The 12,640-nt window shown below is 38.7% G+C and carries 11 protein-coding genes; 10 read left to right on the top strand and 1 reads right to left on the bottom strand.

Annotation, left to right across the window (positions count from 1 at the left end):
• The first annotated feature begins 36 nt into the window (after window positions 1-36).
• The gene (pdsO, locus tag H4J46_RS06030) at window positions 37-882 is read left to right on the top strand and encodes a sortase-associated OmpA-like protein PdsO (RefSeq protein ID WP_182232635.1); all 846 of its coding nucleotides are present in this window, start codon (window positions 37-39) and stop codon (window positions 880-882) included.
• A gap of 272 nt (window positions 883-1,154) precedes the next feature.
• Here pdsO and H4J46_RS06025 read toward each other — a convergent pair whose 3' ends face one another.
• Window positions 1,155-1,580 (bottom strand): DoxX family membrane protein, encoded by a 426-nt coding sequence (locus tag H4J46_RS06025; protein WP_182232634.1) that lies wholly within the window; start codon window positions 1,578-1,580, stop codon window positions 1,155-1,157.
• A 664-nt stretch (window positions 1,581-2,244) separates the two neighbouring features.
• Between H4J46_RS06025 and H4J46_RS06020 the strand changes: the two genes are divergently transcribed.
• From H4J46_RS06020 to H4J46_RS05980, 9 genes are all read left to right on the top strand, one after another.
• Window positions 2,245-3,351: a methyl-accepting chemotaxis protein gene (locus H4J46_RS06020; RefSeq protein WP_404851707.1), complete on the top strand. Its 1,107-nt coding sequence runs from the start codon at window positions 2,245-2,247 to the stop codon at window positions 3,349-3,351.
• Between the two features lie 31 nt (window positions 3,352-3,382).
• Window positions 3,383-3,751 (top strand): response regulator, encoded by a 369-nt coding sequence (locus H4J46_RS06015; RefSeq protein WP_182232632.1) that lies wholly within the window; start codon window positions 3,383-3,385, stop codon window positions 3,749-3,751.
• A 251-nt stretch (window positions 3,752-4,002) separates the two neighbouring features.
• On the top strand, window positions 4,003-4,323 hold the full coding sequence (locus H4J46_RS06010) for an STAS domain-containing protein (RefSeq protein ID WP_182232631.1): 321 nt from the start codon (window positions 4,003-4,005) through the stop codon (window positions 4,321-4,323).
• 8 nt (window positions 4,324-4,331) lie between these two features.
• Window positions 4,332-6,554 (top strand): chemotaxis protein CheA, encoded by a 2,223-nt coding sequence (locus tag H4J46_RS06005; protein ID WP_182232630.1) that lies wholly within the window; start codon window positions 4,332-4,334, stop codon window positions 6,552-6,554.
• Window positions 6,555-6,973: 419 nt separating this feature from the next.
• Entirely contained in the window at window positions 6,974-9,019 is a 2,046-nt protein-coding gene (locus H4J46_RS06000; RefSeq protein ID WP_310650208.1) for a methyl-accepting chemotaxis protein, read from the top strand.
• Between the two features lie 10 nt (window positions 9,020-9,029).
• Window positions 9,030-9,566, top strand: a complete 537-nt coding sequence (locus tag H4J46_RS05995) for a chemotaxis protein CheW (RefSeq protein ID WP_182232629.1) — start codon at window positions 9,030-9,032, stop codon at window positions 9,564-9,566.
• A 582-nt stretch (window positions 9,567-10,148) separates the two neighbouring features.
• Window positions 10,149-10,979: a protein-glutamate O-methyltransferase CheR gene (locus H4J46_RS05990; RefSeq protein WP_220462956.1), complete on the top strand. Its 831-nt coding sequence runs from the start codon at window positions 10,149-10,151 to the stop codon at window positions 10,977-10,979.
• A gap of 41 nt (window positions 10,980-11,020) precedes the next feature.
• On the top strand, window positions 11,021-11,545 hold the full coding sequence (locus tag H4J46_RS05985; protein WP_182232628.1) for a chemotaxis protein CheD: 525 nt from the start codon (window positions 11,021-11,023) through the stop codon (window positions 11,543-11,545).
• Window positions 11,546-11,557: 12 nt separating this feature from the next.
• Window positions 11,558-12,634: a chemotaxis response regulator protein-glutamate methylesterase gene (locus H4J46_RS05980; protein ID WP_182232627.1), complete on the top strand. Its 1,077-nt coding sequence runs from the start codon at window positions 11,558-11,560 to the stop codon at window positions 12,632-12,634.
• The last annotated feature ends 6 nt before the right edge of the window (window positions 12,635-12,640 follow it).

Raw genomic sequence — 12,640 nt, 5'->3', positions numbered from 1 at the left:
GACTATTTATCACCGACACAATTAATGAGAGACACCATGATGACAAGACAATTAACCACAGCAAATAACCCAAGTGTAAGCAAAACTTCTCGAGCCAAAACATTACTTAATGTTGCTTTAATTTCAGCCTTAACGGTCAGCCCCGTCTTTGCGAGTTCATATGAAAAAATAGCGCAAGACAAAATAGAGCAAGAGAGCTCAGCACAATTAAAGGAAGAAATTGGTTTCGGCACTGGGATGGTCATTGGTGCTATTTTAGGTGGACCTATTGGCGCTTTTATTACTGGGGTAGCTGGTAATATGATTGCAAAAAACATCAATGCCACGGATGAAATTGAAAGCTTGTCAATCGCTTACAGCGTAGAGAAACAGAATAATGAAGTATCGTTAGCTCGCTACCAACGACAAATTGAACAAGCAGAGCAAAGCTATCAAATTGAGTTGTTAGCGCTAGAGCAAAACTATCAAGCGGCGAGTAACCTACAAGCACAAAACTTATTAATGAGCTTACAGTTCTCTACCGGCTCAAGTGAAATTAAGTCACATTATCAAGAGCAGATAGAAAGCTTAGCGCGCATTGTTCAACAATCACCTAATTTAACCTTAGATCTTTCTGGCTATACCGATAAACAAGGCAGTGATGCGCTAAACCAAGCACTTTCATTGGCACGTATTAATGCGGTTAAAAATGCACTGATTGACCAGGGCGTGAGGGCTGACCGCATTAGCTTATTTGCTTTTGGTGAACAGCAGTCGGTGGTGGCATCGGTAGATAAAGAGGTGAGCTTTTATGATCGTCGTGTAGTTATAAAGTTAAAAAACAACACGTTAGCCAATGATGCCACTAACCAAGAAAATTTACAAACTGCCCAAAACCTTTAACACTGTGCATTTTAATCTTGTATAAAAGGCAATCTAAGCTAAGAAAAACCTCGTCTGAAATAACTAAACTAGGTGTAAAAACAACAGTTAACCAATTTATTCGTCAACTGTTTCAATAAAAATCAGTAAAAAGTCAAGGTGCTCTGCCTTGGCTTTTGGTTTTAAGCTTTAACTTATCGTTTACTCTGTAAAGTGAGCAGATACAGCGCTATTAGGCATACTTTAGTTAGCACACTTTACCAGGTATTTATTAGGCACTTATTAATCATAGTTTACTTGCCTAAAGTAAACTTAGTATCAGCATCTCGAAGTAAATATAGTGAGGCACAAGCAGCCAACATAGGCCATGCAGCGAAGAATAATAAGTTATTAAAAGCATCAATATACTGCGCGTAAGCTGATAATGTTGAACCCGCATGCATCAGAAAAATCAAACCGTAACTAAGGCGCTTTTTAATGCCAAATAAAAACGCGATAACCAATACTAATTGTAGCGCGCCTAACCCATAAGCCATGATGTCATTAAAGCCACTGATTTTATAAAAATGTTCAAAAATTTTAATACTATGTGCTGGATTAACAAACTTGTCTAGCGTCCAAATAAACATCACAATAAACACACCTACCCGTAACAATAGTAATGACCATTGCAAGTTGCTTTGTAAGTTTTTGTTGGCTAGGGGATCAGCTGTCGACATATAAATTCCTCAAATTAAATAAAAGTGTTGGTATCAAGGTTAAAGACCGAGTAATTAAGCTTAAATTTCAAAGTTATGCTTTTTTAATTACTTATAGGCACTTGAATAGCGACTATAATATTAAGCAATAGCCGTATGAAAAAAGTGTTGGTTTTATTGCTTGAATATTACCTTAGGTGAATATAAATCAACTGCGGGGTATAAATATAACTAAGCTTCTCCTGTCCAAATATAGCTTAAATCACTTGCCCAACATATAAAATGCCAATTCTATTTAGTCGAAAGGTCTTAACAATAGAGTGAGGGAATAGTGTAGTTATTATCCCAAGTCTTGGCTAAATAGCATTTTAAAAAAATTTAAGACGTGAAAGTTTGATGTTTGGCAAATAATAAAGTTATAGAACTTTACGTGACGTTATGTAACTTTATGTTACACTGTATATTAGTAATTCTAGTTTTTATTTTAGCAAGCCTAATTTTTATTTTAGCAAGTCTAATTTTTCAATTTGTATCCATTTTTGTCCGCCTGTATCGTCTTATGTTTTAGTCAGCAATCAAAGGAGCCATCTTATTGAATAATATAGATAAAGCTTTTTTTTATATCATACCTAGCAGCATCCCTGTTGTAGGCTCTCTTCTGCTTCTATTTTTTACAGATATAGCAATGATCTCATCTTTATTTATATTCTGCTGTACGTTTGGATTAAGTCTGTTTGTTAGTTATCTTCTATTTAGTAAGTTGCAATTAGCTCAAGCTAAACTTGCATCCTCCTATCAAGCTAACGATAGCTTTATTCAGCAAACTCAATCTTATATAAATGCACTAGAAGAACTCATGGGAGAAGTGCTTCCCGTTGTTTCTAAACAGATTAAAACATCCAAAGAGCAGGTTGAACAAGAAGTGCTAAGTCTCACTGATACGTTTTTAGCTATCACGAAAAAAATAGGTCTTGTGCTTGATGAGCAACGTAAAAGTGATGATGACGCCGTCATTGGCACGCTGTTGACAGGTACCAAAACCATCTTGAATGGCGTTATTAATGACCTTTGTAACCTCAACTGTAATGAGAAAACAATGTTCCAAGAAGTAGAACAATTGTCCTCTTATACGGCCGAGCTTGAAAGTATGGCCAATGATGTTCGAAACGTTGCTGACAATATTAATTTATTGGCTCTAAATGCCGCTATCGAAGCAGCAAGAGCTGGTGAACATGGGCGAGGATTTGCAGTAGTTGCTGATGAAATAAAAAAATTGGCCAATTCATCTGCTAATACAGGTAGTCGGATGAATAAAACCCTTGACGACATCAATACCGCGATGGCAAGTGCATTGATTTCATCCAGAGCAACAACCCAATTTTACAGTAAAACAATTGAAAGTAGCTCAGAGCACATTGAAAATGTGTTAATTGATATTGAAAACACTTTGCATGCTTTCAAGGATAAGTCACAAACACTGGCTGATGCTTCAGAGCAAATTCAAGGTGAGGTTAATCATGTAATAACAGCCTTACAGTTTCAAGATAGAGTGACCCAAATTCTTGGAAATGCAGAACATAATTTATATGATCTTAATGAGTTGTTATTGTCAAATCAGGCAGTACCGACGACAGAGCGAAGCGCAGACTTAATTAAAACAAATGACATACTTGAAAAAATGGCACTTCGATATACGGTGCCAGAAGAGTTAACTAATCATCAAGCGATAGTTGCCGGCGAAACAAAGACACAAAAGCAAGAGTCACAAGGCGGCAACTTAACGTTTTTTTAATCATAAGAAAATAATTACGAGGAGTAAATTAATGGCAAAAACAATAATGATCGTTGATGATTCAGCATCGATTAGAAAGGTTGTCCGATTGACACTAGAATCACAAGGTTTTGATGTTATTGATGCTACTGATGGTGTAGAGGCTTTAAAAAAACTAAATGGAGTGAAAATTCATTTATTAATCACTGATGTCAATATGCCTAATATGGACGGCATAACCTTAGTTCAAGAAGCCAAAAAAATACCGGCTTATAAATTTACTCCGATGATGATGTTAACAACAGAGGCCGGCGATGAAAAGAAAATGCAAGGTCGTGCTTCAGGGGCAAAAGCTTGGTTGGTAAAACCTTTTCAACCACCAATATTGCTAAATGCAGTATCAAAGTTGATTTTACCCTAACTGAATAATAGGTAATCGTATATTTAGCAGGATTAAATTTTGGTGATAACAGTAAAAATCAATACGGCTGCCTTAATATCCATTTAAGATGAAATGTCGATTTATAATCTGATGGAACAGAATAACAAACCATATCCTCATTTGAAAGCTGATAACAACCATCAAATTGATTTGTCAGAAGTAACAGAAATTAATACTGTAGTTATTGATTTTTAAAACATCAAGCGTAGCAAGAAGTAGGATATTTAATTATGTCATTTACCAAACGTGAAGAGTCAAATCAAAAAAATGGCATCTGTGTCTTAGATGCCAGTCCAGATATGACCATCTATTGTGCAGCGAATAATCTAGCTGAAATCAAGCGCTATTACGCTGAATTCAACCATTTTGAGCTTAATTTATCGGATGTAGAAGAAATAGATAGCAGTGGCATTCAATTACTTTTGGCCCTCAAGCAGAGTGCGACTAAAGATGGCAAACAAGTTTTTTTAACTGCAATTTCAAATCCAGTGGCTGAAGTTATGGACGTATTAAATATTAGATCGCATTTCGACTGGATTCAACCGGAGTAACCTTTGATATGAATGACGAAACAGACTATCTGGCAGAAGGCCGGCAAGTTTTTGCCGAAGAGTCTAGAGAGCTTTTGCAACAAGCAGAATATATTCTATTAAAGCTTGAAGACGAGCCAGATAATGACGAACTCATTAATGACTTATTTCGCACTATTCACACAATCAAGGGCTCTGCTGGTCTATTTAGCTTTGACGATGTTGTCGCTTTCACTCACGTCGCCGAATCAGTAATGGATCAGCTACGAGATAAGGAAATTTTCCTTGATGACGATTTGATGTGCCTGTTACTCGATAGTCATGATCAAATTAGTCAACTAGTTGCTCATGCCCTTGATAATACGGAAGAACCCATTGGTGATAGTCTAAGAGAAAAAGGTGAAGAAGTATTAAAAAATCTGCATCAATATCTGGATGTTAAAACACCCCATTCATCAGTAGTTATGATTGCTGAGAGTGAGCTCAAGGTACTAACGGAGTCTGAAGTAGCGCTTGAGTTAACTGAATCTGTTATTAACGACTATTGGCATATCTCGATTCGATTCAACCGTAATGTGTTAGCCAATGGTATGGATCCTTTGTCATTTTTTCGGTATCTCGACACTGTCGGTAACATCACTCATATGACAACATTGACCACAGACTTACCATCACTCGATGATATTAATCCAGAAGAAAGTTATCTCGGATTTGAAATAAGCCTAGATTCACCTGCATCAAAAGAGACAATTGCCGAGGTATTTGAATTTTTAATGGAGGACTGTCTGCTACAAATCCTAGCCCCGCGAAGTAAGTTAAGTGATTACGCCCAACTCATTTATGCATTACCTGAAGAAAATAGAGCAATCGGAGAAACTCTTGTTGCATCGAGTGCACTAACTGAAGATGAACTTTTAAAAGTACTTGAATGTCAGAATGCAGATATCAATAAACACACAATAGTAACTGATGAAAATATAACCCTTGATAAAATAACTAATATTCTAATGGACGACGCTATAATCGACAAAAATATCACAGGTGCTAGCACCCCGGATACAGCATTAGATAAGCAAAAACAAGTCAAAGAGGTAGAACAACAATCTGTACGAGTCAACGCTGAAAAACTTGGTGATCTAATTAACTTGGTCGGTGAATTAGTGATTTCAAGTGCACATACCGAACTAAAAGCAAAACAAACAGAACAAGCAGAGTTATTAGAAACGGTAGAAAATTTAACTCGGTTAGTGGAAGAGATACGAGATGCCACACTTAGTCTTCGTATGGTTCAGATAGGGGATACTTTTAATCGCTTCAAACGAGTCGTACGTGATGTTAGCAAAGAAATGGGCAAAAAAATTGACCTGAAAATTGTGGGTGGTGACACCGAATTGGACAAAACCGTAGTGGAAAAAATTAGTGATCCACTGATGCATTTAATTCGAAACTCACTGGACCACGGCATCGAAAAACCTGATATTAGAACGGCTAATGGTAAATCAGAAACTGCTATCGTAAAGCTCGAAGCCTATCACGACTCAGGTAGCATTGTTATTGAGATAACCGACGATGGTGCTGGGTTAAATCCTGAAATTTTAACCGCCAAAGCAATTGAAAATGGCATTATCTCAGCCAATCAACAGTTAACCCTGCCAGAAATTCACCGGCTGATTTTTGCCCCCGGATTCTCTACCGCAAAAGAGATCACGAACATATCGGGGCGTGGTGTTGGCATGGATGTTGTTAATAAAAATATTGATGCTCTGCGTGGACAAATATCGGTTAATAGCGAATTGGGTGTGGGGACCAGTTTCACCATTCGCTTGCCGCTAACACTCGCCATTATCGACGGTTTTCAAGTACAGGTTGGTAAGTCATCTTATGTCATTCCACTCGATTTAGTGGAGGAATGTATCGCACTAGACGAGCAGCAAGCCAAGAAAGGTGAGTACATTAATTTACGTGGTGAAGTCATGCCATATATACACCTTTCTGAAATCTTTAATGATGAGGATAGCCTGAACAGTACCCCAGATAAAAAAGGGCGTAGATATAATATAGTTGTGGTGGTATATGCCGGTCAAAAAGCTGGACTGGTAGTTGATGAATTACTTGGCGAGCACCAAACCGTCATCAAGCCACTGGGTAAAGTGTTTCAAAATCTAAAAGGCATAAGCGGAGCCACCATTTTAGGCAGCGGTGAGGTCGCTATGATTATTGATGTACCAGGTCTGATAAGGCGGCTTGTTTAAAGTGAAGTAAGAGCACTAAAGCAATAAATATTACTGACAGCACAAAAAAGTGAAAGCTCAATTATCTAAAGGTTTTAAGTATTAAACGCCACGGTCAAGCAGAGCGAACTGTTCGTGTGTAATTAAAGCAAACTCAAGCGGCTGCCATTAATTTTTTGGCAGCGATCAGCTTATCGGTCATTAACAATACAGCCGAATAGCTGAATACCTCAACATTAAAGTAATCACATTAAAAGATGAAAAAAGATGAACAATTTAATGCTGGAAAAATGGCGATCGGATATCACCGCAGCCTCTGAAAAAAAAATAGGTAGTTTTGGCTACTTAACTAGTGCCATACAAAGATTCGTTCAGGTATTACAACAAAACCCTGCTGCTAAAGTGCAGTGTAATTATTTCTTTAAAGTCAGGAGCAAGTTATGAAACTCACAATGAAGGCACAGTTGACCGGAGGGTTTAGCATATTGGTCATTTTGATGATATTTGTAGTGACATTGTCCCTCAATATCATGTCGGATATGAATGGCCGTATCGACAAAATAGCGGATTTTTCGTCGAATAAAATTAAACTTGGCGCGCGCATCAATCAGGACGTTATCGCGGTTTCGCGTGCGGAGAAAAACCTCATTCTCGCTCTAACTATTGAAGATATGAATAAATATAAGACCTTCATCAGTGAGAGACGTGAAATAATGAAGAAACGTCGTCAGGAGCTAAGGACACTGGTGGATAATGATGGCAAAGTCTTGCTGGATAATTTTGACGGTATCTGGGATGAATATTTAAAAGTCAACCAACAGGTTGTAGATTATTCTAGCTTGAACTCGACGGTTAAGGCTCAGGCTTTGTCTGCTAACAGCGGTCAAAGAGCGTTTGAAGTTGCAGCAACAGCAATGAAAGCTGTTGTAGATCAAAATGATAAGCAAGTTTCAGACGCTAACAATCTCACTGTCAGTGAGGTCTCCAACGCTGCCAGCCGGACATTAATGGCTTCGCGTATCATTCAAAACATGCTAGAAATACACCGCGTCGAAAAGAGCTTGTTGTTAGAATCTACAGAGGAAGGCAAAGATAAGTTCTTCGAGGTCATTGTTAACATCAAATCCACCCTCGACGCCCGACTTACTGAGTTGGACAATATGGCAACAGCCGAGAGCAGAGTTTACATTGAGAGCTTTACCAACGCTTGGAGTGCCTTCACTGATATCAATGAAGAGGTATATCGCATCAGCCGCGAAAATGGCAATGTTAAAGCGGCTAGCTTGTCGAATGGCGAGGGACGTAAGTTAAACGATGAAGCTACAGAGCTGATTGCTGGGATAGTTACTATCAACGAAAAAGATCTTGACAAAGACAAGATTTCCAGCACAGAGAACTACGAAAGAGGTCGGAACCTGATGTTGGCCGTATTAGTGCTAGGTGTGCTAATGGGCTTAGGTACTGCCGTGTGGATTATTCGTGGTATTATGTCGCAACTTGGCGCAGAAGCACCGTTTATCCTTGAAATAGCTGAAAAAATCGCTAGGGGCGATCTTGAATCTGAGCAGACACATACCAAGGGTCAAATCGTTGGTGTATTAGCGGCAATGATTACGATGCGCGAGAAATTAGTCTCTGTTATTAGCGAAGTAAATAGCAGTTCCACTGCACTGGCAGCAGCTTCTGAGCAGATCAGTGGCACCGCACAAAGTCTAAGCGAGGGCGCTAGTGAACAGGCCGCGAGTGTTGAGGAAACCAGTGCTTCGATTGAAGAAATGGGTTCGTCAATTAATCAAAACAGTGAAAACGCACGGGTAACTGATGGCATTGCGACCGAGTCGTCAAATGCGGCTAAAGAAGGGGGCGAATCTGTTATTGCCACCGTACAGGCAATGAAAGATATTGCTGTGAAAATCACTATTATCGAAGACATCGCCTACCAGACCAATATGTTGGCACTCAACGCGGCGATAGAAGCAGCAAGAGCTGGCGAACACGGCAAGGGATTTGCAGTAGTTGCCGCTGAAGTACGCAAGCTCGCCGAGCGAAGCCAAGTAGCAGCGACAGAAATTAGCGAACTAACAGGAGTTAGTGTCAAAGTTGCTGAAAAAGCGGGTGGTTTACTCGAGAAAATGGTGCCTGATATTTCACGCACTGCAGAACTGGTACAAGAAATTTCTGCCGCCTCTGAGGAACAGGCCGCTGGTGTTAGCCAGATTACCAGTGCGATGAATCAGCTTGATCAAGTAACACAACAAAATGCAGCCGGCTCAGAGGAACTCGCAGCGACTGCTGATGAAATGCGCATTCAGTCGCAATCACTGATTGAAATGATGAGTTTTTTCAAGCTGAACAGTAATGGTCGGGCTACTCCGGGTTTTAAAGCAGGTGCTGCGTCTTTAGCATCTAATAATCGGAAACCACATAAATCGATCAAGTATCAGGAATCCACTGTCATTGACGAAAAAAAATTCGAACGATTTTAAGGAAAGTGATATGTCAAAGTCAACGAATGAGAGTATTAGTTCGGGAAATGTTCAGCAATTCCTGACTTTTGTGCTCAACGATGAAACATATGGCGTTGGTATTTTGCATATTCGAGAAATTATTGAATATGCCAATTTAACCGTAGTGCCACTAATGCCAGATTTTATATCAGGCGTGATTAATCTGCGCGGCAACGTCGTGCCAGTGATCAATCTTGCTCGGCGTTTTGAACATCAAGCCAAAGAGGTTGGTAAACGCACCAGTATCATCATCATTGATATTAAGGACCGAGACGGTGAGAGTGTCGAGGTCGGTATGGTTGTTGATATTGTCAATGAAGTCATCGAACTGGCAGATTCGGATATAGCTGCAGCACCCATGTTCGGTGCCAAAATACGTGCTGATTTTATTCAGGGCATGGGTAAAATAGATGATAAATTAATGATATTACTCGATGTTAATCATGTGCTCTCGATCAACGAGTTATCTGCCGTCACCAATATAGCCGATGAACTGACGATACCATCTGAGAGCGATATACTTTAAAACAGTAAAATGAACTTTATTTAAGCGTATAGCGCAAAGTTTATAGTTGTTCAGAAAAATAGACATCACATCTTAATTTGATGTTTATTTTTTTGTACGACAAAGTATAGTCAGCAAGTATTTTTAGCGCCTTAACGTAAAGTGGAAAAGGCTCATTTGCAAGTTAGCTAGGAATACAGACTTGATATTATAGACCTACAAATACTGGAAGATAATGTTCGTATAGTTGTTAATAACTTACCTCATTTGTCGCCAAATAATAAAAAGCATTTCAGTAAGAGAGTTCTAGACTTTCCCCCAATACCAAAAAATGTATTTTTGGTAGGTAAATTTTTGATGACAATTTTTTTTGTTGAAATTATCGGAAATGTAAGTGACCAAAAAATAAGTAAGTATGTTTATAACCAGTTAGTCTAACTTGACCGCAAGGAAGAGCTAGCTCGATAGTTGATGTTATTTTAAAGTATGGATCTTGCTGTGTAATTTTAAAAAACAGGTAATGATCTCGAGTTGATAAAGTATAATGCCACTAATAAATAGTATTGCGGATTGGACTTGATATAAAAATGTTGGGAAATAACGTTGAATAAATTTACTAGACCAAGATTTAAGCAACCAGACGTATCTGCTGATGCCTATCAAACGATCAGAGAGTTTATTTACAATGAGGCGGGTATAGATTTAGGGTCTAACAAGCAGACGTTAGTTAGCTCTCGTTTGAATAAACGCTTGCGACATCATCAGCTAGATAGCTTTGATCAGTATGCTGAGCTGTTATTAAATAAAAATAGCATAGAATATCAGATGGCTATTGATTTACTAACAACCAACGAAACTTATTTTTTTCGAGAAGCTAACCACTTGAATCTTTTGAAAAGTTTGGTACTAAAACACCATCCGATTAATCGAAATTTTCGATTATGGAGTGCTGCTAGCTCAAGTGGTCAAGAGGCCTATAGTATTGCTATGGTGTTGGATGATTTTTTTGGGCCTAGGGGGCAATGGGAAATTTTTGGCTCAGATATAAGTAGCCGTATGATCAAAAAGGCAAAGAGTGGACTATATCAGTGTCATCGAATTGATGCGATTCCAAAAGATTTTCTTCGAAAGTATTGTCTGAAGGGAACGGGTGAGTATGACGGTTATTTATTGATAGATAACAAATTACGGGAAAAAACCCAGTTTGCAGAAATTAATTTAACTAAACTCTTGCCTGAAGTTGGTGAGTTTGATGTTATATTTCTACGTAACATCTTAATTTACTTTGACAGTCAAACCAAAAAAAATATTATTCGAAGTCTAATATCAAAGTTACGCTCTAAAGGTTTGTTGTTCATTGGTCATTCGGAGTCGCTCAAATATATGGACCTACCTATCAAACTCATTGCACCAACTGTCTACCAGAAGAAATAAATAGCTATGATTATATATATGCCAAATTAGGGTGGTCAAAAATGAAACAGGGTATTCGACAAGTTTTTCTTCATCCGGGTGGTTTTGTTTTCGCTGAGCCGGGTACACATGTGCACACTGTGTTGGGGTCATGTATCGCTATCTGTCTTTGGCATCCAGTTTTACATATTGGTGGCATGTGCCATTTTGTATTGCCATGCAGACCAAAAAACGAAGTGAAGTCTGCGGAGCTCGATGGCAGGTACGGCGAAGAGGCGATGGAAATGTTTGATATGGCGATTAAATTACATCAAACAGACTATAGGCATTATCAGGCGAAAATATTTGGTGGTGCTAACATGTTTGCTAAAAAATTGAATTTAAGTGAGGGCCTCATTGGCGAAAAAAATGCGGCAAAGGCAATGCAATTATTAATGAAGAGAGAAGTCGAGATCCAGGTGGTACATGTGGGTGAACAAGGACATAGACGAATTGTTATGGATGTTAGTACAGGCGATGTTTGGGTTAAATATAAATCTGAAGACGTCCATAAAAAATCGATGAGATCACAAAGCGGAATTAATTAGGAATTACACCACATGAGTAAAATTAAAGTACTTGTTATCGATGACTCAGCTATTGTTCGACAAGTATTAAGTACCATTATCAATAAAACATCAGGTATGGAAGTTATCGACACAGCTTCAGATCCAATCTTTGCCCTTAAAAAGTTGGAAAATATCAGGCCTGACGTGATTATACTCGATGTTGAAATGCCTAGAATGGATGGCCTGACATTTTTGAAAAAACTCATGAAGGAAAATCCTTTCCCTGTTGTTATGTGCTATACATTGACTCAAAAGTTCTCTGAAACTAGCATTAAAGCACTTAGTCTTGGTGCGGTCGAAATTGTTGGCAAGCCCACCTCAAACCTGAAACAGGAACTAGGTGCTCAAAAAAAGTTGATTACAGATGCGATAAGAGCAGCTGCTAAAGCTAAAATCAGTAATCTAAGCATATCGCCTAAAACGCCCCCAACAATAATAAATGTTCAAAAAAAGGAGACAGCAGATGTCATCCTACCAAAGTTTGCACCAGTGCAGTCAACACCATCGAACAAGTTGATCGCTATAGGTGCCTCTACTGGTGGCACTCAAGCGCTTGAGTTTGTTATTTCTGCACTAAAAAAAGATACACCTGGCATAGTTATTGTGCAGCACATGCCTAAAGCTTTTACTGCGGCTTTTTCAGCACGATTAAACTCTGTTTCAGAAGCTTACGTCAAAGAAGCTGAAAATGGCGATATGATTGAAGCAGGTAAAGTGCTAATAGCGCCAGGTGACAAACATATGATTGTAGAGAATCGATCAGGAAAATTGTATGTTTCAATAAAAGGTGGCCCTCTAGTGAACCGACATAGGCCTTCGGTAGATGTGTTGTTTCGCTCAGTAGCGCAGTCAGCTGCAAAAGAAACCTTGGGTATTATCATGACGGGTATGGGTGATGATGGTGCTAATGGCATGAAAGAAATGTTTGATGTTGGTGCTTTTACATTAGCACAGGATGAAGAAAGTTGTGTTGTTTTCGGTATGCCTGCGGTTGCCATTGAACGTGGAGGGGTTAAGCAAATAAGCTCGCTTAAAGAAATTTCAAAAATAATCAATACTTTCAATTAACTATGC

The sequence above is a fragment of the Colwellia sp. MB02u-6 genome, from assembly GCF_014077095.1.
GTDB lineage: Bacteria > Pseudomonadota > Gammaproteobacteria > Enterobacterales > Alteromonadaceae > Cognaticolwellia.
Note: the sequence above shows the minus strand (reverse complement) of the source record. Positions and strands in the feature narration are given on the sequence as shown.